The organism is Aeromicrobium phoceense, assembly GCF_013868155.1.
GTDB lineage: Bacteria > Actinomycetota > Actinomycetes > Propionibacteriales > Nocardioidaceae > Aeromicrobium > Aeromicrobium phoceense.
The window spans coordinates 121,725-144,312 of the sequence record NZ_JACEOG010000002.1; the positions used below are offsets into that span (position 1 = coordinate 121,725).

Consider the following 22,588-nt stretch of genomic DNA (forward strand, 5'->3'; position numbering starts at 1 on the left):
CTGAGCAACGCGGGGTGGAGCAGTTCGGTAGCTCGCTGGGCTCATAACCCAGAGGTCGCAGGTTCAAATCCTGCCCCCGCTACCATGTGATCTCGCAAGAGATAGGAAAGTTCCGGACCTGCGGAAGCAGGTCCGGAACTTTTCATTTTTGGGGTTGGTAGTCGCGGTCGGGGTCGATGATCAGGTCGCGGAGGAGTTCTCCGGTGGTGGCGTTGATGATCCTGATGTGGAGGTCGTCGATGAGCAGGATGACGTGGGTTCGGGTGTGGGTTCGGCCGATGCCGATGTGGTGGAGTTTCCCGGCGATGCGCAGGGTGACCGCGCCGCTTTGATCGACGCGGTCGTGGCGGATCCGGTGGTGGGTTTCGTGGTCGCGGGTGCCGTTCGGGAGGGCTTTGGGCATCGTGGTGAAGACGGTGGCGGGGGTTGCTTGGTGCGGGAGCGAGCGGTGCGGCCGCCGGTGGTTGTAGTGGTCGACGAAGGTGTTCAGGAGTGTCTGTAGGTCGCCGATCGTGACTGGTTGGTCTGGTTGGGCGCGGAGCCACTTCTTCATCGTTTGCTGGAATCTCTCGACTTTGCCTTGGGTGGTGGGCCGGTTGGGGCGGCCGTTCTTCTGGGTGATGTGCAGGCGGCGTAGTTCGTTCTCGAAGGCGTTGCGGCCCCCTTGGCGGCCGATGCCGGCAAGGCGGACGGTGAAGACCATGCCGTTGTCGGTGAGGGTTGAGGCTGGGATTCCGGCGGTTTCGTAGGCGTGGCGGAACTCGGCCAGGACGATCGGAGTGGTGACCCGGGCGTGGGCGGTGACGCGGACGGCGTAGCGGGTGCAGTCGTCGAGCCAGGTCAGGATCTCGACGTCTTGGCCGTCGATCAGCCGGTAGTGGGTGAAGTCTGATTGCCAGGTCTCGTTCGGCATGGACGACTGGAAGCGGACGTAGGAGGATCGTGGCCGTTTCTTGGGCTCTGGCGTGACGAGGCCGGCCTTGGCCAGGCGGCGGCTGATGGTGGCCGGCGAGACGGTGATCTGGTGGTGTTGGGTCAGGTGCCAAGCGATGGTGTCGGGGCCGGCGTCGAGTCCGCGGCCGGACAGTTCTTTGCGCAGGCGCAGGATCAGGTCGACGGTGTGGGCGCCGATCGCGGTCGGTGAGGTCTTGGGTCGACGAGACCTGGGTTCGAACGCAGCCTCGCCTTCGGCCCGGTAGCGGGCGACGAGCTTGGACACCCAGGACTGCGAGACGCCGTAGGAGCGTGCGACCTCGGCTTGCTTCCTGCCCTCGAGAACCACGGCGGTGATGACCAGGCGAGCCTTCGACATCCCCGATCATCGCGGGGTCCGGACTTTCCTATGTCCTGAGAGATCCCTTTCCTATGTCCTGAACCAGCACACTGCCCCCGCTACCACGAGATCAGGCCCGGAATCCTCGGATTCCGGGCCTGATGCGTTTCCTCTGCCGCGTCAGACGTTGCGGCGGTACTGGCCCCCGACCTCGAAGAACGCCTCGGTGACCTGCTGGAGCGAGCAGACGCGGGCGGCGTCCATGAGGACGGCGAACACGTTCTCATGGGTCGCCGCGGCCTCCTTGAGGCGGGCGAGCGCTGCCTCGGACTCGTCGCGGTGGGCCTGCTGGAAGTCGCGGAGGCGACGCAGCTGGGACTGCTTCTCGTCCTCGGTCGCGCGGGCGAGCTCGAGCTTCTGCGGGACCTCGTCGCCGTGCGGGTTCTTGAAGGTGTTGACGCCGACGATCGGCAGCGTGCCGTCGTGCTTGCGGTGCTCGTAGAGCATCGACTCGTCCTGGATTCGGCCGCGCTGGTAGCCGGTCTCCATCGCGCCGAGGACGCCGCCGCGCTCGCTGATCGCCTCGAACTCGCGCAGCACGGCCTCCTCCACGAGGTCGGTCAGCTCGTCGATGACGAACGAGCCCTGGAGCGGGTTCTCGTTCATGGCCAGGCCCCACTCGCGGTTGATGATCAGCTGGATCGCGAGCGCGCGGCGCACCGACTCCTCCGACGGGGTGGTCACGGCCTCGTCGAACGCGTTGGTGTGCAGGCTGTTGGCGTTGTCGTAGATCGCGATGAGGGCCTGCAGCGTGGTGCGGATGTCGTTGAAGTTCATCTCCTGCGCGTGCAGGGAGCGGCCCGACGTCTGGACGTGGTACTTCAGCTTCTGGCCGCGGTCGTTCGCGCCGTACTTCTCCTTCATCGCGATCGCCCAGATCCGGCGCGCGACGCGGCCCATGACCGAGTACTCGGGGTCCATGCCGTTGCTGAAGAAGAACGACAGGTTCGGCGCGAAGTCGTCGATGTCCATGCCGCGAGCGAGGTAGGACTCGACGTAGGTGAAGCCGTTGCTCAGGGTGAACGCCAGCTGGCTGATGGGGTTCGCCCCGGCCTCGGCGATGTGATAGCCCGAGATCGAGACGGAGTAGAAGTTCCGCACGCCCTGGTCGATGAACCACTGCTGGATGTCGCCCATCATCCGCAGGCTGAACTCGGTGGAGAACAGGCACGTGTTCTGGCCCTGGTCCTCCTTGAGGATGTCGGCCTGCACGGTGCCGCGGACGTTCTGCAGCGCGAACGTGCGCAGCTCGGCCGCCTCGGCCTCCGACGGGTCGCGACCCTCCCGCTCGCGGAAGACGTCGACCTGCTGGTCGATCGCGGTGTTGAGGAAGAAGGCCAGCACGGTCGGCGCCGGTCCGTTGATCGTCATCGAGACGCTGGTGGACGGCGACACGAGGTCGAACCCGTCGTACAGGGTCTTCATGTCGTCGAGCGTGGCCACCGAGACGCCGGACGTGCCGACCTTGCCGTAGATGTCGGGGCGCTCGCCGGGGTCGCGGCCGTACAGCGTCACCGAATCGAATGCCGTGGACAGCCGGGTCGCCGGCTGTCCCTCGCTGAGCAGCTTGAAGCGCTTGTTCGTCCGCAGGGGATCGCCCTCGCCGGCGAACATGCGCGCCGGGTCCTCGTTGTCGCGCTTGAACGTGAACACGCCCGCCGTGTAGGGGAAGAAGCCGGGCAGGTTCTCGCGTCGCCAGAAGCGCACGAGATCGCCGTGCGAGCGGTAGCGCGGCAGGCTGACGCGGCGCACCTGGTTGCCCGAGAGGGTCTCGCGCGCCAGCGCGAAGCGGAGCTCGCGGTCGCGCACCTTCACGACCTGCTCGTCGCCGGAGTACGACTCGACGACCCCGGGCCAGGCGTCGAAGGTGTCCCTCACGTGCGCAGGCAGCTCGTCGACGGCCCGGCGGGCGGCCTGCTGGACCGCCTCGTCGTCGGGCAGCATCGCCGCCGCCGTGGCGAGGTGCTGGGCGCGATCGGCCAGGTCGGCGAGCTGCTCGGTCTCCGCGTGGAAGCCGCGCACCGTCTCGGCGATCTCGGCGAGGTAGCGGATGCGCTGCGGCGGCACGAGGTGGTGCTCGTCGGTCGAGTGCCGCACGTCCACGGCAGGCAGGACGCCCGGCTCGAGTCCCAGTACGTCCCGCAGCTCCTGGTAGAGCGCGGTCACGCCGTCGTCGTTGAAGTGGGCCGCCGAGGTGCCGAACACCGGCATGTCCGCGGGCTGCTTGCCGAATGCCTCCCGGTTGCGCACCAGCTGGCGACCCACGTCCCGCAGGGCGTCCTTGGCGCCGCGACGCTCGAACTTGTTGATCGCGACGACGTCGGCGAAGTCGAGCATGTCGATCTTCTCCAGCTGGCTGGCCGCACCGAACTCCGGCGTCATCACGTAGAGCGACCGGTCGACGAACGGCAGGATCCCCGCATCGCCCTGGCCGATGCCCGGCGTCTCGACGATCACGAGGTCGTTCCCGGCCGCCTTGAGCACGGCGATGACGTCGCCGAGGTGCTCGGGGACCTCGTGGCTGCCCCGGGTCGCCAGGGACCGGAACGACACCGGGCCGCCGAGGGCGTTCATCCGGATGCGGTCGCCCAGCAGCGCGCCCCCGCCCTTGCGCCGGGTCGGATCGATGGCGACCACCGCGACGCGCAGCTTGTCGGCGTGGTCGAGGCGCAAGCGGCGGACCAGCTCGTCGGTCAGCGAGCTCTTGCCGGACCCGCCGGTACCCGTGATGCCCAGGACGGGCGTCGTCGACCGGGCGGCCGCCTCCGCGATCGCCTGCGCCAGGGGAGCCGGCAGCCGGCCCGTCTCGGCCGCGGTCACGGCCCGCGACACCGCGGCGCTGTCCCCGGCCAGCACGGCATCGGAGTCCGGGACACCCAGCTCGGTCAGGTCGACGTCGCACTCCTCGATGAGCTGGTTGATCATGCCCACCAGTCCGAGGCGCTGACCGTCCTGGGGACTGAAGATCCGCACCCCGGCCTCGCGCAGCCGCGCGACCTCCTCGGGCACGATCACCCCGCCGCCGCCCCCGTAGACCTTGATGTGGCCCGCGCCGCGCTCGGCGAGCAGCTGGACGAGGTACTCGAAGTACTCCACGTGCCCGCCCTGGTACGAGCTGACCGCCACGCCCTGCACGTCCTCCTCGACCGCCGCGTCGACGATCTCGGCCACGGAGCGGTTGTGGCCGAGGTGGATCACCTCCGCGCCCTGGCTCTGCAGGATGCGCCGCATGATGTTGATGCTCGCGTCGTGGCCGTCGAAGAGGCTCGACGCGGTGACGAAGCGCACCGGATTCACGGGAGCGTGCATGGTGACCTCACTGATTACTAGGATGTCCTATCAATATAGTAGGACGTCCTAGTAATTATCCAGCGCCCGCCGGGAGAACCGCGATGAGCCCGCGAGGATTGTCGTGGACTCATCCGAGGAGTAGAACCAGAGGATGGGCCCGCGGCACGTGACCGACGGAGGCCTGGAGACGGACCTCATCTACCTGCGCGGCTTCGACCTCCCGGAGTTCGCGTCCTTCCCCCTGCTCGACAGCGACGAAGGCCGGGCCGTTCTGGCGGACTACTTCCGGGCGTACGTGGACATCGCGGTCCGCGCCGAGGCTCCGGTGCTGCTGGAGACGCCGACGTGGCGGGCCAACCCCGACCATGCCGCCCGGCTCGGGTATGACGCGGCGGCGCTCGACCGCATCAACCGTGAGAGCGTCGCGTTCCTGTACGAGGTGGCCGCCGCGCGCGCCGACGAGCTCGTCGGCGCGGAGGTCGGCGGGATGGTCGGCCCCCGCGGTGACGGATACGCGTCCGCGGGACCGGTCGACCCGGAATCCGCGGCGGAGTACCACCGCCCGCAGCTCGCCTCCTTCGCCGCGGCGGGCGCAGGTCGGGCGACGGTCCTGACCCTCACCGAGGTCGGCGAGGGGATCGGCGTGAGTCGCGCCGCCGCCGACGTGGGCCTCGACGTGGGCATCGGCTTCACGGTCGAGACCGACGGCCGTCTTCCGGACGGCACGACCCTCGCCGAGGCGATCGAGGCGGTGGACGCCGTCGCCCGGCCGAATTACTTCCTGGTCAACTGCGCCCACCCGAGCCATGTCCTGCGAGGTATGCGCGACGGCGCCTGGAAGGACCGCATCGGCGGCCTGCGGGTCAACGCCTCGACGATGAGTCACGCCGAGCTCGACGCGGCGGAGACGCTCGACGGCGGTGACCCTGCGCAGCTGGCCGCCGACCAGCGTCCGCTCGTGGAGGCCTTCGCCAACCTCGAGGTCCTGGGCGGCTGTTGTGGCACGGATGCGCGCCACGTGGCCGCGATGTGGGGGGTCTGACTCGACTTCTTCGTCCCGTGCCGACCCTTCAGGGGGCAGGCGGCGCCGGACTGCGAGGCAGGCCTCCCAGGTTCGCGTTGCGCGTGAGGTCGAGCGCGATGTGACGGAGCTTGCGGTTCTGGGCCTGCGAGACGCGCGCGAGCGTCGCGAACGCCTGGTCGGGCGTCAGCTGGTACCGCTCCATGAGAATGCCCTGGGCCTGGCCGATCACCGTGCGGTGGGCGAGGGCCGACTCGTAGTTCTCGTGCTCCTGCGCGGCGAGCATCGCGACGGCGACGTGCGCCGCGAGCGCCAGGGCCGTCTCCCTGCTGTCGGCGGTGAACGCGCCCACGGTGCCGGAGTAGAGGTTCAGGGCGCCGAGGCTGTCCTCGCTGACGAAAAGCTGCACCGAGAGCATCGACCGGACGCCGAGCTCGTCAGCCGCCCGGCGCGACCAGGTGGGCCACCGGTCCTCCGTGGTGAGGTCGTCGCTCTGCACCGTCTCCTGCTCGCGGATCGACTGGAGGCAGGGACCCTCGTTCAGCTCGTACTGCAGCTGGTCGCCACGGCGGACGAGGTCGTCGGTGGCGGCCGCGGTCTCGACGACGCGGCGCCGCTCGACCACCGAGATGCCGGCATGGTCACAACCCTCCACCAGCTCGACGGCGCCGGCGACGGCGCGCTCCAAGGTCTGGTCGAGACCGGACTCTGCGCTCATCGCGCGGGCGACGTCGGCGAAGTGGTCCAGCGGGTCGTCGCTCATGCCTCACACTCCCACGGCCGCGGCTCAGGTGGGCAGGCGCGGGCAGCGCTAGCGGCTGGCGACGACCGCGGCGAGGGACAGGCAGGCCACCGCGGAGACGATCCCGAGCGTCAGGGCCAGGATGGCGATGTTGCGCATGCCCTTCGTGTGGTCCACCTCGCCGGAGCGATAGGCCAGCATCCTGATCACGCCCATCGGCAGCAGCCAGCCGGTGGCGATGAGGGTCGCGGCCAGGGCGGCGTAGAGAGTCGTGGTGCTCATGCCTGGGTGGTACCCGGTCGTGGCGCCTCGATGCGCCGAGGGGCTAGGTCGCCGGCGCCGGGTTGATCGCGGTGGCGGTGAACAGCCCGGTCAGGCAGTGCTCTCCCTCCAGGGACTCGAGGTGGACGTCGGCCGCGGCGACCATCGTGCGCCCGGGTGGCCCGACGAGACGACCGACGGCGATGAGCCGTTCGCCGTGGGCGGGTCGGAGGTGGTGGGCCTCGATCGCGGTGGTCGCGACGATCCGGCCGGTCTCGACCACCGCGGCGAAGGCGGCGCCGACCGCGGCGAAGTCGGCCAGCATCGCGACGACTCCGCCCTGGCAGTGGATGCCGTCGAAGGTGAGCTCGGGCCGGAGGGGCATGCTGACGACGGTCCGGTCCGGGCCGGTGGACTCGACCGACAGGCCGAGCAGCCGCGCGATCGGCATCGCCTCGATGGCTTCGGCGACACGGGGGAGTAGGCGGGTCATGGCGTTAACGTATCAACGATACAGAACCATAGGATAGCCCCATGGCCCTACCCCGTACCCGCACGGATGCCCTGGCGACCGAGATCCGCGATGCGGCGCTCGAGATCGTCAGGAGCGAGGGTCCGGGTGCCCTCACCACGCGGCACGTCGCCACGGTCGCCGGCACGAACATCGCGGCCCTCAACCAGCTCTTCGGCGGTCGTGAGGGGCTGGTCAACGCCGTGGCGCTCAAGGGCTTCGAACTGCTCGCGACCTCATTGCCCCAAGCCTCCGGCGACGTGTGCCGCGGACTGATGGAGTACGCCGAGGCCACCCGACGCTTCTCCCGTGCCGAGCCGGCGCTGACGGAGCTCATGTTCATGCGGCCTCTCGCGGGACCGATACCTCCCGGCCACGGTGCCTTGAAGTGCCGGCAGGTGGTCATCGACATGCTCGGCTCCGCAGACGAGACCGACGCCCTGGCGTTCGCCGCGCTGCTCGCGGGCCTCACCGTCCAGGAGCGCCACGGACTGCTCGGCCGGACGGAGGAGCAGCGGGACCGCGTGTGGCGGGCGGCCGTCGAGGTGTTCGCCTCAGGCGTGCTGCCCAGGGAATGAGCCCAGGCCCGGAGTCCGCGGACTCCGAGCCTGAGGCGTAAGCGGGGAAGGGTCAGACCAGTTCGGCCACGGCGGTGCGGGCCGCCTCGTCGATCGTGTCGGCGACGACGACCGGCTGCGTGAGGAAGAGGGCGTGGCTGGCCGAGACGTTGGTGATGCGGGCCCCGATGCGCGTCGCCATGTGCTGGAGCATGGCCTGGTCGAAGGCCTTGTCCTCGGTCGCGATGACGGCCCAGCTGGGGACGTCGTGCCACGCGGCCTTCGTCACGGGCTCGCCGAAGGACGCCATGTTGATCGGGACCTGCGAGTCGGCCAGGAAGGCCGCGTCGGCGTCGCTCGTGTCATGGGCGAAGCCGGCCTTGAATGCGGCGCGGTTGAGCCGGCCGAAGCCGTCGTCGGCGACGTCAATGACGAACTCGGGAGTCGCGGCGAAGCCCTCGTACTGCTGCGCACTGGTCTCGCCGGTGTCCGGGATGAGGGCCGAGACGTAGACGAGGCCGGCGACGTTCGGGTGCGTTCCCGCCTCGGTGATGACGGTGCCGCCCCACGAGTGGCCGACCAGGATCGCCGGTCCGTCCTGCTGGTCGAGGACCCGGGTGGTGGCCGCGACGTCGTCGGCGAACGACGTCAGCGGGTTCTGGACGATCGAGACGCGGTAGCCACGCTCGGTCAGGTTGTCGTACACGCCGCGCCACCCGGAGCCGTCGGCGAAGGCGCCGTGCACGAGGACCACGTTCTTGATCTGCGAGAGCTGAGCGTTCATGGGAGTGCCTCTTCTGTCGAGTCGTGATAACGTTTATCGCGATAAGTAAAGACTGCCGCGGGCGGATCGCGGAGTCAAGGGTTCGGCGAAGAAAAGTTTTCGCAGTTATGATTATCGCGATAGGAGGAGTTCACATGACTGCAGCGACCAGCACTCCGGCCACTCCGCTGGAGGACCAGCTCTGCTACTCGATCTACTCGGCGGGGATGGCGATCCAGCGGATGTACAAGCCGCTGCTCGACGCGCTGGGACTGACGTATCCGCAGTACCTCGTGTTGAGCGTCCTGTGGCGCGAGGACGAGCAGACCGTCAGCGCGCTCGCCTCCAGCCTCGCGCTGGAGTCCAGCACCCTCACCCCGTTGCTGAAGCGCCTCGAGACCGGGGGACTGATCACGCGCCGGCGCAACCCCAGCAACGAGCGGCAGGTCATCGTCGGTCTCACGCCCGAGGGCGACGCGCTTCGCGAGCGGGCCGGATGCCTCGGCTCGGCGCTGCTCGAGACCTCCGGCAGGACTCCGGAGGAGCTGGCGCGGATCAACGAGCAGATCCGGTCCCTGCGCGACACGATCTACGAGACCGCTGACGCCTGCAGCTGGGACGCACCGATCTGAGTGCTGGGCCCGCTCAGCTCCGCTCCTGCTCGGCCTGCTGGTCCAGGAGGGCGCGGGCGTGGTCCGCGCCGTCCTCCTGGTCCAGTGCCCGGTGGAAGCTGTCGAGCTTCTCCTCTCCGGCCGGGAACGGCGGCAGCAGGGGCACGTCGGGGTCGACGAGCGCCTCGATGACCACGGGCCGGTCCGCGGCGAGGGCCCGGTCCCACGCCGCACCGACGTCCTCGGGGCGCTCGACCCGGATCCCGGTGAGTCCCAGCAGGTCGGCGTAGCCCGCGTAGGGGAAGTCCGGCAGCGACTGGCTGACGTCGTACCGCGGGTCGCCCTCGGTCTCGCGCTGCTCCCACGTCACCTCGGCGAGGTCGCGGTTGTTCAGCACGAGCACGACGAAGCGGGGGTCCGCCCAGTCCTGCCAGCGGGACGCGACCGTGATCAGCTCGGCGATGCCGTTCATCTGCATCCCGCCGTCGCCGACGAGCGCGACCACCGGACGATCAGGACCGTCCAGCTTGGCGGCCAGGCCGTACGGCAGTCCCGAGCCCATCGAGGCGAGGGTGGAGGAGAGGTGCGCCTGGACTCCCGGCGGCAGGGTCAGGTGCCGGGCGTACCAGTAGACGACCGACCCGACGTCGACGCTGACCCGGGCGTCGGCCGGCAGCCGGGACGTGAGGGCACGGACGACGAACTCCGGGCTGAGGGGCTCGGCGTCGGTTCCCGCTCGCTCCTCGGCGATGCGGTGCCAGCGCTCGACCTGCGCGACCACGTCCGAGCGCCACGACTCGTCGGGCTTGTCCTCGAGCAGGGGCAGCAGCGCGGTCAGCGTCTCGGTCGCGTCGCCGACGAGGCCCACCTCGACGGGGTAGCGGTTGCCCAGGTGACGCCCGTCGAGGTCGATCTGGACGGCGCGGGCCTGTCCCGGCGCCGGGTAGAACTCGGTCCAGGGGTCGTTGGTCCCGATCATCAGCAGCGTGTCGCACTGGTCCATCAGCCACCCCGAGGCGGTCGTGCCCAGGTGGCCCATGACGCCGCAGCTGGTCGGCAGGGTCTCGTCCCACCACGGCTTGCCGAGCAGGCTCGTGGTGACGCCGGCACCCAGGCGCTCCGCCACGGCGCGCACGAGCTCGCTCGCCTCGCGGGCGCCCTGCCCGACGAGGAGGGCCACCCGCTCGCCGGCGTTCAGCACGCGGGCGGCCTCCGCAAGATCGTCGTCGAAGGGAATGACCCGGGGACGTCGCCACTCGGGCGCCGTGGGCACGACCCCGTGCTCGTGAGGCGGAACCTCGGGCGCCGGCTCGACCTGCACGTCGTGGGGCAGGATGACGACGCACGGCGAACGGGTCGCCAGGGCCGTCCTGAACGCCCGGTCCAGGACCATCCCCGCCTGCTCGGGCGCGAGCACGGTCTGGACGTACTGGGCGGCCACGTCCTTGAACAGGGCGCTGAGGTCGATCTCCTGCTGGTATTCCGCCCCAAGTGCGGTGGTGGGCTGCTGACCGACGATGGCGACGACGGGCTGGTGGTCGAGCTTCGCGTCGTAGAGGCCGTTGAGCAGGTGCACCGCGCCGGGGCCCTGGGTGCTGACCACGACGCCGACGCCCCCGGTGTACTTCGCGTGACCGGTGGCCATCAGTGCGGCGTTCTCCTCGTGCCGCGCCTGGACGAACGCCGGGTCACCCTCGGCCCGCCGCAACGCGCCCATGAGGCCGTTGATGCCGTCGCCGGAGTACCCGAAGACCCGGGGGACGCCCCAGGCACGGAGTCGCTCGACCACCAGGTCGGCGACGAGTCGCTGGTCCTGCGTGCCGTCGTCGGCCATGTCGCTCCGTTCGCTCAAGCGGTCTCGTTCGGGTCGGCGCCACCCGACACGTCACCCTGCGGGCTGGTGTTGTCGGTCCCGCCGAGCTCGCGGAGGAACTCGTGGCACCGGTGCGCTCGCTGGGAGTCCTGCTCCATGACCTCCCGGAAGAACTGGGCGATGTCGTCGCGCCCGGCGTTCTCCGCGTCGCGGACGTACTGGCCGTAGTCGTGTCCCGCCTTGAGCGAGTGGTACTGCACCGAGATCAGGTCGAAGCTGACGTCGTCGAATCCGGTCTCTCCCGTGGCCATGGTCTCTTCCTTTCTCGTGGGGTGGATTCCAGACGTGTACCCGGGGATCCCCACGACAAACGGCCCCGGAGGTGTCAGGCCGCGGCCAGCACCGACTCGGGGTCGACCGAAGGCAGGGCCACGGCCGCGCCGACCGCGGCGTTGGTCAGCTGCCCGTCGTGGGTGTTGAGGCCGCGCGCCAGCCCGGCATCGGCCCGCATCGCCTCGGTCCAGCCGTGCTCGGCCAGGGCGATCGCGTACGGCAGCGTCGCGTTGGTCAGGGCGTACGTCGACGTGTGGGGGACCGCCCCCGGCATGTTGGCCACGCAGTAGAAGGTCGAGTCGTGGACACCGAAGGTCGGGTCGTCGTGGGTGGTCGGCCGCGAGTCCTCGAAGCAGCCGCCCTGGTCGATTGCGATGTCGACGAGCACGGATCCGGGCTTCATCCGCGACACCAGCTCGTTGCTGACCAGCTTCGGAGCCGCGGCGCCCGGCAGCAGCACCGCTCCGATGACCAGGTCCGCGGCGAGCACCTGCTGCTCGATCGCCAGCCTCGACGAGGCGAGTCCGTGCACGCGGTTGTCGTACCGCCAGAAGCTCATCCGCAGCTTGTCGAGGTCGGTGTCCAGGAGGGTCACGTCGGCGCCCATGCCGAGGGCGATGTTCGCCGCGTTCTGGCCCGACACGCCCGCACCGATGATCACCACCTTCGCGTTGGCGACGCCACCGACCCCGCCGAGGAGGACCCCGCGACCGCCCTGCGCCCTCATCAGCGCGTGCGCGCCGACCTGCGGCGCGAGGCATCCCGCCACCTCGCTCATGGGGTACAGCAGGGGGAGCCCGCCGTTCGCGCCCGTCACCGTCTCGTAGGCCACGGCGGTGATCTTCCGCGCGAGCAGCTCCTCGGTCAGCGGCCGGTCGGCCGCCAGGTGCAGGTAGGTGAAGAGCAGCTGGCCCTCGCGCATGCGGTGGTACTCCTCGGCGACGGGCTCCTTGACCTTCAGCACGAGGTCCACGCCACCGTCGGTGCCCCAAGCCGATTCGGCGTCGTCGACGATGGTCGCACCGGCCGCGACGTAGTCGTCGTCGCCGATCGACGAGCCGACCCCGGCGTCGGTCTGGACGACCACCGCGTGACCGCGGCTGGTCAGCTCGCGCACGCCCAGCGGGGTGATCGCCACCCGGTACTCGTGGTTCTTGATCTCCTGGGGAACACCGATCTTCACGGCCTCAGCCTCTCGTCGTCGTGACACGGCTCACGCTACGCCGGATCGGCGGTGCGGATGCGACGACCGGAGGACGGTCCTACGGTCGGGGCATGGGGTACCGCGTTCGCGCGGTGGCCGTCGGTGCTGCCGCTCTACTTCTCACCGCCTGCGGCTCGTCCGAGCCGGACTCGCCCTGGCGTACCGCCGCCGAGGACTTCGTCACCGCCATCGCCGCGCAGGATGCGGACGCCGGCTGCGACCTGCTCAGCGACGCTGCGCAGACCGAGCTCGCGGACACGGCCGGGAGCTGCGAGGACGCGATTCTCTCCGAGGGACTCGACGACCCCGGCCGCATCGAGGACGTGCAGAGGTTCGGGACCGCCGCCCAGGTGAGGTTCGAGGACGACGTCTACTTCCTCGGACAGTTCTCGGACGGCTGGAGGATCACCGCGGCCGGCTGCGACGAGACGGCGGCCGAGCCCTACGACTGCGACGTCTCGGGAGGTTGAGATGAAGCTGATGTTCACCACGTACCTGGTCCTGATCGTCGCCGGTCTGGTCTACCTGCTCGCCGTGGGGCTGACCCATGGCTAGCCGGCTGCTGCGCCAGAACTCGCTCAGCATCGTGTTCCTGCTGCTGTTCCTCGCTGCGCTGGTGGGGCAGGCGTTCGCCGGCTGGCACCAGTTCAACGCCCAGCAGGTGTCCGAGCAGCTCGGCACGATCTCGTTCGGCGACTACCTCACGTCCGCGAGCTTCGCCGTCGACGTCGCGGAGAACTGGCAGAGCGAGTACCTGCAGTTCCTGCTCTACATCGTCGGCACGATCTGGCTGATCCAGATCGGCTCGCCGGAGTCGCCCAGCGCGCCTGGCCTGGGCACGGAGGAGGACCACAAGATCGGCGAGTACGCCGAGCCCGACTCGCCGAAGTGGGCGAAGGTCGGCGGCTTCCGCACGCTGCTCTTCTCGTGGTCGCTCTCGCTCACGATGCTCGCGATCTTCCTGGCCTCGTGGACGATCCAGTCCGTCGCCGGCTGGGCCGCCTTCAACGAGACCCAGCTGCAGTCGCGGATGGACACGATCTCCTGGGGCTCCTACCTCGTGAATGCGGACTTCTGGGCGCGCACGCTGCAGAACTGGCAGTCCGAGTTCCTCGCCGTCGGGTCGATGGCGATCCTCGCGGTCTACCTGCGCCAGCGCGGGTCGGCCGAGAGCAAGCCGGTGGGCGAGCCCCACGACTCGACCGGCGCCACCGATGGCGAATGACTCAGCGCGGCGGCACGGTGATGCGCCGGAGCGCCGCGGCGACGGTGACACCCAGCGCGCCGCCCGCGCATGCGTCGCTGGGCCAGTGCGCGCCCTGGTGGACGCGGACGAGGGAGGAGGCGACCGTCAGGGCCGCCAGCGGGAGCGCCCAGGACGGCGCCGCGCGCGCCAGCAGGTAGGCGGTGGCGGCCGCCAGCGCCGCGTGGCCCGAGGGGAACGACGGACCCTCGAGCGGCGCGTCGTCCCGCAGGGCGGTGGGCGTCTCGTACAGCGGCCGCGGGCGTTGCAGCACCTTCTTGACCGCCACCTCGATGCCCTTCGAGACCGGAAGGGAGAAAGCCGCCGCCGCCGCCTCGCGCGGCCGTCCGGACGCCCACAGGACGGCACCCGCCAGGGGAAGCGTCCACGGGGTGCCGAACTGCTGCGGGACCCGCAGGAGACGCGAGTCCGGCCACTCGTTGATGGTGGTGAACACGCGGGTCTCCCGCGTCCCCTGGTGCGAGGAGAAGACGGCCGTCGAGACGGCGAAGGTGGCAGTCCCGGCGAGCGCCGCGAGAGTGTCGATGTCTCGAGACGATCGCCGGCGGACCATGGACCCATCGTCGCCTCCGCCGGAGGCCGTCGCATCCGGGCGGCTCAGGCCAGCAGCGCGGCGAGCTTGTCCTTCGCCACGTGGCCCGGCTTCGTCCCCTCGACGACGCAGGCGATGGACGAGGAGTGCTCGGTGCGCAGTGGCAGGATCGACTGGTAGCCCGGCGACTCGTACCAGTCCCGTGCCGCCCGGGCACTCGGGAACTCGATGACGACGAGGTCGCCGTCCCACGTGCCCTCGGCCGCGGTCAGGGTGCCGCCGTGCACGATGAAGCGGCCCTCGTAGGGCGCGAGGGTGTCGTCGATCCGCTCGAGGTACTCGATGATCTCGGGACCGAAGTCCACCTCGCGCAGGTAGGCGATGGCGTAGGCCTGGGTGGTGCTCATGATGTGCTCCGTTCGTCGGTGATGGGTCGATCCCACCCGACGCGCCGCCGGACGTCGATGACCTCGCAGGTCATGGCCGCGATGCCCTCCTCTTGGCTAGGTTGACGCTCGTGAGCACCACCGCCGGCACCCTGATCCGTGAGTGGCGGCAGCGCCGCCGGCTCTCGCAGCTCGAGCTCGCGAACCGCGCCGAGGTGTCGGCCCGCCATCTCAGCTGGATCGAGACGGGCCGCAGTCGCCCGACGAGCACGATGGTGATGCGCCTGTGCGACCAGCTCGAGGTGCCGCTGCGCGAGCAGAACCAGGTGCTGCTGGCGGCGGGTCACGCGCCGGCCCATCCCGAGCGCGCGCTGGGCGACCCGTCGATGGCCGAGGCAAATCGTGCCCTCGAGGCGATCCTCGTGGCGCACCATCCCTATCCGGCGCTCGTGGTCGACCGCCGCTGGGACCTGGTCGCCGCGAACGACGCGGCGTACGCCTTGCTCGCGGGAGTCGACGCGGACCTGCTCGAGCCGCCGGTGAACGTCATCCGGCTGTCCATCCATCCCCGCGGGCTGGGCGGCCGCATCGCCAACCTCGACGAGTGGCGGGCGCACCTCGCCGAGCGGCTGCACCGCGAGCACGCGGCGACGGGCGACCCGTTCCTCGCGGAGCTGTACGGCGAGGTCGTCGCCGGCGGCATCGCGCCGGTCGACTCGCCCGCCCTCGTCGTCCCCCTGCAGCTGCGTACCGAGGGTGGCGAGGTGCTCTCGTTCATCTCGACGACCACGGTCTTCGGGACCCCGCGCGAGGTGACGCTCTCCGAGCTCGCGATCGAGGCGTTCTACCCGGCCGACGAGCGGACGCGGCGCCTGCTGGGGTGAGGTCGCCTCACTCGGGTGCGGCGAAGTGCTGGAAGTCGGGCTCGGGCCAGCGCCCGCCCCACGTCCAGCCGATCCGCTCGAACGCGTTCACGACGACGTCGCCGTCGTGGATGACCCCGGGCGCGGTCTCGGCGCCGGGGGAGCGGTCGACGCCGGCGAACGGCGCCCCGGCGTCCGGCAGGACCTGACCGGAGGTGACGTAGGGGTTCTGCACCGGGTTGAGGTCAACGGCGTCGCCGAAGGCGTGGCGCGACCAGTTCGGCTGTCCGAGCCCCCGCCGGCAGTTGAAGCCCGACGTGTTGTTGGCGGCCATCGACGCCTCGTCGTCACCGCCGTAGTCGCTGACCAGGCGCATCCGCTCGATGGGCCACCGCGCCTCGTAGAGCTCGCGGAAGACGGTGAGCAGGTCGTCCGCGTGATCGGCGTGCACGGCCAGCTCGCCCTCGCGGGCCCGGCCGTCGAAGCCCACGTGCGTCACCCGGAGGTAGCGCAGCGAGTCCATCGGCACCGGGCACATGGCCGGGTCGTGGCTGCTCGCCATCCGGCTGGCCAGCGCGGCCCCGATCGGCTCGACGGAGCCCTCGAACGGCGGCAGCTCGGTGCCGGCCTCGACGGTGCCGTCGACGTCCACGGGCACGAGGCTGGTGCACGCGCGTCGCGACTGCCAGCGCTCCTGCGCCGCGGCGGCCGCTGCCCCACGCAGTGCGCGGGCCGGGCCGCCCCGCTCCGGGACGAGGCCGGGCACCCACTCCTCGCCGACCAGCTCGTCGCCGCGGAACCGCAGCCGCAGGACCCCCGTGTCCGCGTTCCTGCCGTGGTACCAGTGGAGGTTGCCGAGTCCGTAGTTCACGTAGGTGTCGCCGAGCAGGCCGCTGCCGAGCAGCGTGTGCGAGTGGGAGCCCGCGACGACGGCGGCGCCGGCGTCGGCCAGGGACTTCGCGAGCGTCACCTGGTCCTCGGTCGCGCACGTCGCGCCCTCGGCGCCCCAGTGCAGCTGGACCACCACGAGGTCTGCGCGCTCAGCCGCCGTACGTACCTCGGCGAGCAGTCGGTCGGTGCGTGGGACGCGCGCCGCGGCGATGCCGCCCCAGGTCGGCCCGGCCGCCCAGACCGGGTCGCGGCTCTCGCGGGTGGACGCGTCCGCCGCGAGCACGGCGACGGCGACGCCCTTCACCTCGAACTCCTGCGCGCGGAAGGCCTCGCCGGCGTTCCGGCCGATGCCGACCACCCGGACGGGACCGCGCGCGCCGGCGCGCAGGGCGTCGCGCACTCCAACCCCGCCGTAGTCGCCGGCGTGGTTGTTCGCCAGTGAGACGACGTCCACACCGGACCGGGCCAGCACGTCCAGCGCCGCCGGAGGGCTCCGGAACCAGTAGCGCGCCGATGGCGTCTCCAGCTCCTTGCGGGCGCGGGAGCCGCGGGACGTCAGCGCGCTCTCGAGGTTCACGATCGCCAGGTCCGCCTCGGTGAGAGCGGTCGACAGCGGGCCGAGCGTGCTGTCGGGCCTGCTGACGGACCGGGCGAGGCGACCCTCGAAGTGGACGTCGCCGCCGAACGCCAGCGTCACCTCAGGTCGGGGCAGGGCCTCGGCCTCCTCTGCGAGGAGGGAGTCGCGCGCGGATGCGCCCTCGTCCGAGGTGGACGTCACCCACGCCGCCAGCGAGGCCGCGACGAGCAGGGCCAGCACGATGGCGGGCAGCGGCTCACGGCGCATGGGGGCACCTCCCTGGGAAAGACCTCCCCTGGGGAAAGCATGCCACCGCAGCCGAATCAGGAGTCCTCGATGATCTCCGCCAGGCCGCCGATCACGCGGGTGAGGCCCCACTCCCAGGCGCGGTGCGCGTCGTAGGGGCCCTGCATGCTCTCGCCCGCGGCGCGACCGACCCGCTGGGCCAGCGCGAGGTCCGTGCCGAGGTAGGTGGCGAGCGACGCGGCCGACCGCTCCCACTCCTCGGCCATGTCGACGGCAGCGGACGCCTGCGCCATGCGGAACGCCGTCGACCGGGCGAAGTCGAGTACGAAGGCGAGCGCCGCGTCGCGGTCGAGGTCGTCGAGGCCCGTGTCGTCGAACGCGTGCAGCTCGTGGTCGTACTTCGCGATCGTGCCGGGCCCGAGGGCCGTCCGCGGATCGTCGATCCCCAGCAGCCAGGGTCGCGCCCGCAGCAGCTCGAGATGGGCCTCGGCGACGCGTCGCACGCGAGTGCGCCACCGCGCGCGCCCGAACGCCGGCGGCTCCATCTCGGCGTGGGCGCGGTCGGCCATCAGCACGAGGAGGTCGTCGCGGCTGTTGACGTGCGTGTAGACCGACATCGTCGTCAGCCCGAGCCACTCCGCGACCGCCCGGATCGTCACCGCGGTCAGTCCGCCCTCGTCGGCCAGCGCCATCGCCTGCGCGACGACCTCGCCGGTGGTGTGCGTCGCACGGGGACCCCGACGGCGCGGCGGGGGGGCGAGCGGGCTGTCCCGCCACAGCAGGTCGATCAGGTCTCTCGGCATGGGGAATCGATTCAGGGTTCGGTGCGTTACCTTGTACGTCGTACAGAGTTTAACGCCGGGAGGCACCATGAACATCACCCAGACCGCCGTGTCGCTCAACGTCCCCGACGTCGAGGCGTCCGCGGACTTCGCCCGGACCCACTTCGGCTACACCGAGGCGATGTCCGCCGAGGGCTTCGTCTCGCTCCAGCACGCCGGAACAGGCTCCCACCTGATCTTCCTCGCCACGGGCCTGCCGACGTTCAAGCCTCGCGAGGCCGCGGGCTCCGCCGGTGACGGGCTGCTCCTGGTGTGCGTCGTCGACGGGATCGATGCCGAGTTCCAGCGCATCGAGGCCGCCGGCGCCCGCGTGGTGACGTCGCCCGAGACCGAGCCGTGGGGCGAGCGCTACTGCCAGTTCGCCGACCCGAACGGCATCATCTGGCAGCTCGTCGAGTGGGTCGCCTGACGGCGGCGCCCGCCCCCTGGCCGGTGTGCTGGTCCTAGGTCGTCTGTCGCCGGGTCGTCCCCGCGCGGGCGATGCGCAGCAGCGCGTCGACCGAGTCCGGCAGGCGCCGCTCCATCAGCCAGATCGCGGTGAGCGGCCGCCAGAGATCGAGGTCGGTGGGGACCTCCACGAGCCGTCCGGTCTCGAGCTCGGACGCGACGGCGCGCCGGGAGACGACGGCCGGGCCGACCCCCGCCCGCGCGGCACCGATCAGCGCCGTCGTGGAGTCGGCCTCCATCGCGAGCTGTGGCTCGAAGCGCAGCGCACGCTCGAACGTGCTGCGGGTGCCGCTGCCGGTCTCGCGCAGCACCCACGCCTCGTTCCGCAGCGCCTCGCGCGGGACGGGCGTGCTGCGCCGGGCCCACGGGTGGCGCGGCTCGACGACCACGGCCAGCTGGTCCGACCCGACCAGGCGGTGGGCCAGGTCGCGGGGGACCGCGGCGCTCTCGATGAATCCGACGTCCACCGTGCGCGAGCGGACGAGCTCGGCCACCTTCTCGCTGTTGACGACGTGGAGCCGGGGCCGGACGACCACGGATCGGCTGCGGAGCTCGCCGAGCCAGCGCGGCAGGATGAACTCGGCGATCGTCAGGCTCGCGGCCACCTCCAGCTCGGCGTGCCGCTCGTCGCTGAGGGCCGTGAGCGCGGCACGCATGAGGTCGACCTCGTGCAGCACGGTGCGGGCCCACGACACGATCGCGAGCCCGTCGGTCGTCAGGGCCGTTCCCCGTGGCGACCGGTCGGCGACGGTCACCCGCCAGCGGGCCTCGAACGCGCGGAGCCGGGCACTCGCGGCCGGCTGGCTGATGCCCCGGGCCTGGGCCGCCGCGCTGAGGCTGTTCAGCTCGGCGAGGTCCGCCAGCAGGCGCAGGGTCTCCATGTCGACGTCGGGAGTCATCACCTTTGTTTATATCCCACGTCGATCGCGGGGTCTACTGCCGCGGACCGCACTCGGCGATGGTCGAGGCATGGCCCTCACCCTCGACGCCCGGACCTCGGGATACCGGCTCGCGCCGGCGCTCGTCGCGGCCGCGATCGCGGCCGGGGTGAACCTGGTGTTTCCCCTCGCGAGTCCGCTCCTGGTCGCGCTGGTGCTCGGCGTCGTCGTCACGAACACGCCTCTCGCCCGGCACCGGATCCTCCACGACCAGGAGCGGCTCACGAAGCTGCTGCTGCGCTGGGGCGTCGTCATGCTCGGCATCAAGCTGCCGATCGACGCGGTGTTCGGGATCGGGCTGGGCGGCGTCGCCGTGGTCATCGGCACCGTTCTGATCACGTACTACGGCACGCTCGCGATCGGCGCCCGGCTGCGCCTCGAGCCGCGTTTCGTGACCCTCATGGCGGCCGGCTTCTCGATCTGCGGTGCTGCCGCGATCGCGGCGGTCGCCGACACGGTGCGGGCCCGCCAGCGCGACGTGGCCCTGGCCGTGGCCCTCGTGACCGTCTTCGGATCGATCATGATCGCCCTCGTCCCGTGGGCCTCGCACCTGGTCGGACTCGACGAGGCCCAGGCGGCCGTCTGGGCCGGCGCCAGCATCCACGAGGTGGCCCAGGTCGTCGCGGCAGGATCGGTCCTCGGCGGTGGAGCCGTGGCGCTGGCCACGACCGTGAAGCTCGGGCGGGTCGCGATGCTCGCGCCCATGTCGATCCTCGTGGCCCGCCGCTGCACCGACGAGGGCTCGAGGAAGGCGCCCCTGCTGCCGTGGTTCGTGGTGGGCTTCATCGCCGCCGTCGCCTTGCGCAGCACCGGGGTGCTGCCGGAGTCCGCGCTGACCGTGGCGGGCGTGGTGACCAACGTGCTCCTGGCGGCCGGGATGTTCGGCCTCGGTCTCGGGATCCGGATGCGGGAGCTGTGGCCCGTGCCCGCTCGCGCCCTTCTCCTGGCGACGCTCTCCACGGCCATCGCCGCAGGCTCCTCGCTGGCCCTGTTCACGCTCCTGATGTGAGGCTCGCCAGCAGGTCGCGGCACGCCTGCTCGCAGCGACGGCAGGCCTCGGCGCAGATGCGGCAGTGCTCGTGCATCTGCGCGTGCTGCTCGCACTCGTCGCCGCAGGCCCGGCAGACGCTGGCACACGCCTCGAGGAACGCGCGGCTGACGTCGGCGGTGTCGGCGGTGAGGCGGGTCAGGGCGTTGCCCGTGGCCACGCAGATCTCGGCACAGTCCTGATCGGTGCGGATGCATCGCGTCAGCTCCGCGACCATCTCCTCGGAGAGGCAGGCATCGGCGCAGGCCGTGCACGTCTGCGCGCACGCGAAGCAGGCCTCGATGCAGGCGGCCAGCCTCTCGCGGTCGACGTTGCCCCAGTCCTTCGGTGTGGCGTCCAGCATCGTCGTGGTCATGGGTCCTCCTCGGGCCGTCGCTGTGGGACGCGGAAGCGCCCCGCTCCACCCGGTGCGTACCCGTTCGGACGACGACGATGCGCCCCTCAGGACGGCGGCGGCCCCGTCGGGTGCTGCGTGCGGGCGACCTTGCGGTCGGTCATGAGGATCCAGACGGCCATCGCGATCCCGGAGCAGACGGCGAAGAGGAACAGGAGCATCGCCAGGCCGGGATAGCCCAGCAGCGACCACTCCGACGGGACGCGCATCGTCAGCGCGGCACCGAGGATCGTGGCGGCGATGATGATGCCGAGGGTCAGGCGGTTGGCGATCCGCTGCAGGACCATGTGCAGGCGCTGCTCGTCCATCGCGTCGACCTTGACCCGGAACTCGCCCTCGGCGAGGGCGTCCATGATCCGGTTGGCGCGCTTGGGCAGCTCGGCGACGAAGGTCTTCGACTCGATCGCGGCCGCGACGATCCCGCCCGGCGTCATGGTGAGCCCGGCGGTGAAGATGTCGCTGACGTTCTCGCGGATGGCCTCGGCGGGGGAGAAGCCCGGGTCGAGGTGCGACGTCGAGCGGTCGAGGTTGAGCAGCGCCTTGCCCACCATCGACATCTCGGCGGGCGGCCGCAGCCCGTGGGCACCCGACAGGCGGCTCAGATCGACCAGTACCGCGCCGACGGCGACGTCGGCGCCGCTCGCGATCGCCTCGGACACCAGGTGCGACACGTCGTCGCGGAAGGCGCCGGCGTCAAACCCGTCCAGCGGGTGTCCCATGCTCGCGAGGATCGAGGCGGTCTCCTCGCCGTCGCCGTCGCTGATGGCCAGCAGCAGCTTGATGATGTCGTGCTGGACGCGCGGCGGCACCGACGCGGTCATGCCGAGGTCGAGCAGGGCCAGGCGGCCGTCGTCGGTGAGCAGCAAGTTCCCCGGGTGGGGGTCGGCGTGCAGGATGCCGGCGTCGAGGATCATCCGCAGGTAGGCGCTGAACAGCTGCTCGACGATGGGCCGGGCATCGAGGTCGACCAGGCCCAGCTGGCCGATGTCGGTGACCTTGCGGCCCTTCACGAAGTCCATGGTCAGGACCTTCGAGGTGGTGTACGCCGGCACAGGCTGCGGGACGAGCAGCAGGTCGTACGCGGCGGTGAGCTCGCCGAACGTGACCAGGTTGCGCGCCTCGCGGCGGTAGTCGAGCTCGCCGGCCAGGGAGCGGCGGAACTGGTCGAGCAGGCGGCCGAAGCCGAACCGGTGGCCGACCTCGGTGCGCTTGTCGGCCAGTCGCGCGAGCCGGCCGAGCACCTTCATGTCCTCGCGCACGACGTCGCGCACTCCCGGTCGCTGCACCTTCACCACGACCTCGCGACCGTTCCGCAGTACCGCCCGGTGCACCTGTCCGAGGGAGGCCGCGGCCAGCGGCTCGGGGTCGAACTCGGTGAAGCGCTCCCTCAGCGTGGCGCCCAGCTCGGTCTCGACGACCTCGCGGACGGCCTCGAACTCGATCGGGTCCACCTCGTCCTGCAACCGCTCCAGCGCCGTCGTGTACGACGCGGGCAGGAGGTCGAAGCGCGTGGACAGCAGCTGGCCGAGCTTGATGAACGTGGGGCCCATCCGCTCGAGGTCGTCGGCGAAGGCCTCCGCGCGCTCGGCGTCGCCGAGGGGAGTCTCGTCGTCGATGTCGAACTCGTCGAGCTGGGCCCCGGCGAGGAGGTCGGACCTGCCGTGGCGTCGCACGAGCCGGGCCAGCGCGACGTACCGGTTGTCGTCCAGGATCGTCATGT

Annotated in this window: 24 protein-coding genes and 1 tRNA gene; 9 read left to right on the forward strand and 16 right to left on the reverse strand. The window is 70.9% G+C overall.

The annotated features are described in order from the left end of the window. Positions 1 to 8 precede the first annotated feature (8 nt). Positions 9 to 85: transfer RNA gene (locus H1W00_RS13790), tRNA-Met, on the forward strand. 57 nt (positions 86 to 142) lie between these two features. On the opposite strand, the gene H1W00_RS13795 is transcribed toward H1W00_RS13790, so the two are convergent. Both H1W00_RS13795 and icmF read right to left on the reverse strand, forming a co-directional pair. Continuing rightward, the gene (locus H1W00_RS13795; protein ID WP_181756411.1) at positions 143 to 1,312 is read right to left on the reverse strand and encodes an IS481 family transposase; all 1,170 of its coding nucleotides are present in this window, start codon (positions 1,310 to 1,312) and stop codon (positions 143 to 145) included. Between the two features lie 141 nt (positions 1,313 to 1,453). Continuing rightward, a complete protein-coding gene (gene icmF, locus H1W00_RS13800) occupies positions 1,454 to 4,642 on the reverse strand; it encodes a fused isobutyryl-CoA mutase/GTPase IcmF (RefSeq protein ID WP_181756412.1) in 3,189 nt (1,062 codons plus the stop codon). 148 nt (positions 4,643 to 4,790) lie between these two features. On the opposite strand from icmF, the gene H1W00_RS13805 reads away from it, so the two are divergent. After that, positions 4,791 to 5,666: a homocysteine S-methyltransferase family protein gene (locus tag H1W00_RS13805; protein ID WP_206680083.1), complete on the forward strand. Its 876-nt coding sequence runs from the start codon at positions 4,791 to 4,793 to the stop codon at positions 5,664 to 5,666. 28 nt (positions 5,667 to 5,694) lie between these two features. On the opposite strand, the gene H1W00_RS13810 is transcribed toward H1W00_RS13805, so the two are convergent. Genes H1W00_RS13810 through H1W00_RS13820 form a run of 3 tightly spaced genes read right to left on the reverse strand, consistent with a single transcriptional unit; the run spans position 5,695 to position 7,141 of the window. Next, complete coding sequence (locus tag H1W00_RS13810; RefSeq protein ID WP_181756414.1) at positions 5,695 to 6,408, reverse strand: GAF and ANTAR domain-containing protein; 714 nt, start codon at positions 6,406 to 6,408, stop codon at positions 5,695 to 5,697. A 48-nt stretch (positions 6,409 to 6,456) separates the two neighbouring features. Then, positions 6,457 to 6,669: a hypothetical protein gene (locus H1W00_RS13815; protein ID WP_181756415.1), complete on the reverse strand. Its 213-nt coding sequence runs from the start codon at positions 6,667 to 6,669 to the stop codon at positions 6,457 to 6,459. Positions 6,670 to 6,712: 43 nt separating this feature from the next. Continuing rightward, positions 6,713 to 7,141 carry a PaaI family thioesterase gene (locus H1W00_RS13820; protein WP_181756416.1) on the reverse strand — a complete coding sequence of 143 codons (429 nt, stop codon included), beginning with the start codon at positions 7,139 to 7,141 and terminating at the stop codon, positions 6,713 to 6,715. A gap of 41 nt (positions 7,142 to 7,182) precedes the next feature. Between H1W00_RS13820 and H1W00_RS13825 the strand changes: the two genes are divergently transcribed. After that, the gene (locus H1W00_RS13825; RefSeq protein ID WP_181756417.1) at positions 7,183 to 7,737 is read left to right on the forward strand and encodes a TetR/AcrR family transcriptional regulator; all 555 of its coding nucleotides are present in this window, start codon (positions 7,183 to 7,185) and stop codon (positions 7,735 to 7,737) included. A gap of 52 nt (positions 7,738 to 7,789) precedes the next feature. Here H1W00_RS13825 and H1W00_RS13830 read toward each other — a convergent pair whose 3' ends face one another. Next, positions 7,790 to 8,500, reverse strand: coding sequence for an alpha/beta fold hydrolase (locus H1W00_RS13830; RefSeq protein WP_181756418.1), 711 nt, complete (start codon positions 8,498 to 8,500; stop codon positions 7,790 to 7,792). 134 nt (positions 8,501 to 8,634) lie between these two features. Here H1W00_RS13830 and H1W00_RS13835 point away from each other — a divergent pair, with 134 nt between their 5' ends. Then, complete coding sequence (locus tag H1W00_RS13835; RefSeq protein ID WP_181756419.1) at positions 8,635 to 9,111, forward strand: MarR family winged helix-turn-helix transcriptional regulator; 477 nt, start codon at positions 8,635 to 8,637, stop codon at positions 9,109 to 9,111. 13 nt (positions 9,112 to 9,124) lie between these two features. On the opposite strand, the gene H1W00_RS13840 is transcribed toward H1W00_RS13835, so the two are convergent. From H1W00_RS13840 to ald, 3 genes are all read right to left on the reverse strand, one after another. After that, on the reverse strand, positions 9,125 to 10,942 hold the full coding sequence (locus H1W00_RS13840) for a thiamine pyrophosphate-requiring protein (protein ID WP_241733207.1): 1,818 nt from the start codon (positions 10,940 to 10,942) through the stop codon (positions 9,125 to 9,127). Continuing rightward, positions 10,939 to 11,214 carry a ferritin family protein gene (locus H1W00_RS13845; RefSeq protein WP_181756420.1) on the reverse strand — a complete coding sequence of 92 codons (276 nt, stop codon included), beginning with the start codon at positions 11,212 to 11,214 and terminating at the stop codon, positions 10,939 to 10,941. The genes H1W00_RS13840 and H1W00_RS13845 overlap by 4 nt, the downstream gene beginning before the upstream one ends. 74 nt (positions 11,215 to 11,288) lie before the next feature. Continuing rightward, positions 11,289 to 12,419, reverse strand: coding sequence for an alanine dehydrogenase (gene ald, locus H1W00_RS13850; protein ID WP_181756421.1), 1,131 nt, complete (start codon positions 12,417 to 12,419; stop codon positions 11,289 to 11,291). 92 nt (positions 12,420 to 12,511) lie between these two features. On the opposite strand from ald, the gene H1W00_RS13855 reads away from it, so the two are divergent. Both H1W00_RS13855 and H1W00_RS13860 read left to right on the forward strand, forming a co-directional pair. Further along, positions 12,512 to 12,910 (forward strand): hypothetical protein, encoded by a 399-nt coding sequence (locus tag H1W00_RS13855; protein WP_181756422.1) that lies wholly within the window; start codon positions 12,512 to 12,514, stop codon positions 12,908 to 12,910. Between the two features lie 77 nt (positions 12,911 to 12,987). Further along, positions 12,988 to 13,665, forward strand: a complete 678-nt coding sequence (locus H1W00_RS13860; protein ID WP_181756423.1) for a DUF6766 family protein — start codon at positions 12,988 to 12,990, stop codon at positions 13,663 to 13,665. Between the two features lies 1 nt (position 13,666). Here H1W00_RS13860 and H1W00_RS13865 read toward each other — a convergent pair whose 3' ends face one another. Both H1W00_RS13865 and H1W00_RS13870 read right to left on the reverse strand, forming a co-directional pair. Further along, positions 13,667 to 14,257 (reverse strand): phosphatase PAP2 family protein, encoded by a 591-nt coding sequence (locus H1W00_RS13865; RefSeq protein ID WP_181756424.1) that lies wholly within the window; start codon positions 14,255 to 14,257, stop codon positions 13,667 to 13,669. 44 nt (positions 14,258 to 14,301) lie between these two features. After that, entirely contained in the window at positions 14,302 to 14,643 is a 342-nt protein-coding gene (locus tag H1W00_RS13870; RefSeq protein ID WP_181756425.1) for a DUF1330 domain-containing protein, read from the reverse strand. 110 nt (positions 14,644 to 14,753) lie between these two features. Between H1W00_RS13870 and H1W00_RS13875 the strand changes: the two genes are divergently transcribed. Then, the gene (locus tag H1W00_RS13875) at positions 14,754 to 15,506 is read left to right on the forward strand and encodes a helix-turn-helix domain-containing protein (RefSeq protein WP_338072916.1); all 753 of its coding nucleotides are present in this window, start codon (positions 14,754 to 14,756) and stop codon (positions 15,504 to 15,506) included. 7 nt (positions 15,507 to 15,513) lie between these two features. Here H1W00_RS13875 and H1W00_RS13880 read toward each other — a convergent pair whose 3' ends face one another. Continuing rightward, complete coding sequence (locus tag H1W00_RS13880; protein WP_181756427.1) at positions 15,514 to 17,220, reverse strand: CapA family protein; 1,707 nt, start codon at positions 17,218 to 17,220, stop codon at positions 15,514 to 15,516. Positions 17,221 to 17,276: 56 nt separating this feature from the next. After that, complete coding sequence (locus tag H1W00_RS13885) at positions 17,277 to 18,002, reverse strand: TetR/AcrR family transcriptional regulator (protein WP_181756428.1); 726 nt, start codon at positions 18,000 to 18,002, stop codon at positions 17,277 to 17,279. 67 nt (positions 18,003 to 18,069) lie between these two features. On the opposite strand from H1W00_RS13885, the gene H1W00_RS13890 reads away from it, so the two are divergent. Beyond that, positions 18,070 to 18,450, forward strand: a complete 381-nt coding sequence (locus H1W00_RS13890) for a VOC family protein (RefSeq protein WP_181756429.1) — start codon at positions 18,070 to 18,072, stop codon at positions 18,448 to 18,450. A 34-nt stretch (positions 18,451 to 18,484) separates the two neighbouring features. Here the strand turns inward: H1W00_RS13890 and H1W00_RS13895 are convergent, their stop codons facing one another. Further along, a complete protein-coding gene (locus tag H1W00_RS13895) occupies positions 18,485 to 19,387 on the reverse strand; it encodes a LysR substrate-binding domain-containing protein (protein WP_181756430.1) in 903 nt (300 codons plus the stop codon). 70 nt (positions 19,388 to 19,457) lie between these two features. Here H1W00_RS13895 and H1W00_RS13900 point away from each other — a divergent pair, with 70 nt between their 5' ends. After that, positions 19,458 to 20,435, forward strand: coding sequence for a YeiH family protein (locus H1W00_RS13900; protein WP_181756431.1), 978 nt, complete (start codon positions 19,458 to 19,460; stop codon positions 20,433 to 20,435). Here H1W00_RS13900 and H1W00_RS13905 read toward each other — a convergent pair. After that, a complete protein-coding gene (locus tag H1W00_RS13905; RefSeq protein WP_181756432.1) occupies positions 20,419 to 20,829 on the reverse strand; it encodes a four-helix bundle copper-binding protein in 411 nt (136 codons plus the stop codon). The genes H1W00_RS13900 and H1W00_RS13905 overlap by 17 nt on opposite strands. An 86-nt stretch (positions 20,830 to 20,915) precedes the next feature. Then, a complete protein-coding gene (locus H1W00_RS13910) occupies positions 20,916 to 22,586 on the reverse strand; it encodes an ABC1 kinase family protein (RefSeq protein ID WP_181756433.1) in 1,671 nt (556 codons plus the stop codon). Between the last annotated feature and the right edge of the window lie 2 nt (positions 22,587 to 22,588).

What these genes read in the sequence shown, in the direction of transcription:
- H1W00_RS13795 (WP_181756411.1), bottom strand. Translation starts at nt 1,312, where the DNA reads ATGTCGAAGGCTCGCCTGGTCATCACCGCCGTGGTTCTCGAGGGCAGG.
- icmF (WP_181756412.1), bottom strand. Translation starts at nt 4,642, where the DNA reads ATGCACGCTCCCGTGAATCCGGTGCGCTTCGTCACCGCGTCGAGCCTC.
- H1W00_RS13810 (WP_181756414.1), bottom strand. Translation starts at nt 6,408, where the DNA reads ATGAGCGACGACCCGCTGGACCACTTCGCCGACGTCGCCCGCGCGATG.
- H1W00_RS13815 (WP_181756415.1), bottom strand. Translation starts at nt 6,669, where the DNA reads ATGAGCACCACGACTCTCTACGCCGCCCTGGCCGCGACCCTCATCGCC.
- H1W00_RS13820 (WP_181756416.1), bottom strand. Translation starts at nt 7,141, where the DNA reads ATGACCCGCCTACTCCCCCGTGTCGCCGAAGCCATCGAGGCGATGCCG.
- H1W00_RS13825 (WP_181756417.1), top strand. Translation starts at nt 7,183, where the DNA reads ATGGCCCTACCCCGTACCCGCACGGATGCCCTGGCGACCGAGATCCGC.
- H1W00_RS13830 (WP_181756418.1), bottom strand. Translation starts at nt 8,500, where the DNA reads ATGAACGCTCAGCTCTCGCAGATCAAGAACGTGGTCCTCGTGCACGGC.
- H1W00_RS13835 (WP_181756419.1), top strand. Translation starts at nt 8,635, where the DNA reads ATGACTGCAGCGACCAGCACTCCGGCCACTCCGCTGGAGGACCAGCTC.
- H1W00_RS13845 (WP_181756420.1), bottom strand. Translation starts at nt 11,214, where the DNA reads ATGGCCACGGGAGAGACCGGATTCGACGACGTCAGCTTCGACCTGATC.
- H1W00_RS13855 (WP_181756422.1), top strand. Translation starts at nt 12,512, where the DNA reads ATGGGGTACCGCGTTCGCGCGGTGGCCGTCGGTGCTGCCGCTCTACTT.
- H1W00_RS13860 (WP_181756423.1), top strand. Translation starts at nt 12,988, where the DNA reads ATGGCTAGCCGGCTGCTGCGCCAGAACTCGCTCAGCATCGTGTTCCTG.
- H1W00_RS13865 (WP_181756424.1), bottom strand. Translation starts at nt 14,257, where the DNA reads ATGGTCCGCCGGCGATCGTCTCGAGACATCGACACTCTCGCGGCGCTC.
- H1W00_RS13870 (WP_181756425.1), bottom strand. Translation starts at nt 14,643, where the DNA reads ATGAGCACCACCCAGGCCTACGCCATCGCCTACCTGCGCGAGGTGGAC.
- H1W00_RS13880 (WP_181756427.1), bottom strand. Translation starts at nt 17,220, where the DNA reads ATGCGCCGTGAGCCGCTGCCCGCCATCGTGCTGGCCCTGCTCGTCGCG.
- H1W00_RS13885 (WP_181756428.1), bottom strand. Translation starts at nt 18,002, where the DNA reads ATGCCGAGAGACCTGATCGACCTGCTGTGGCGGGACAGCCCGCTCGCC.
- H1W00_RS13890 (WP_181756429.1), top strand. Translation starts at nt 18,070, where the DNA reads ATGAACATCACCCAGACCGCCGTGTCGCTCAACGTCCCCGACGTCGAG.
- H1W00_RS13895 (WP_181756430.1), bottom strand. Translation starts at nt 19,387, where the DNA reads ATGACTCCCGACGTCGACATGGAGACCCTGCGCCTGCTGGCGGACCTC.
- H1W00_RS13900 (WP_181756431.1), top strand. Translation starts at nt 19,458, where the DNA reads ATGGCCCTCACCCTCGACGCCCGGACCTCGGGATACCGGCTCGCGCCG.
- H1W00_RS13905 (WP_181756432.1), bottom strand. Translation starts at nt 20,829, where the DNA reads ATGACCACGACGATGCTGGACGCCACACCGAAGGACTGGGGCAACGTC.
- H1W00_RS13910 (WP_181756433.1), bottom strand. Translation starts at nt 22,586, where the DNA reads ATGACGATCCTGGACGACAACCGGTACGTCGCGCTGGCCCGGCTCGTG.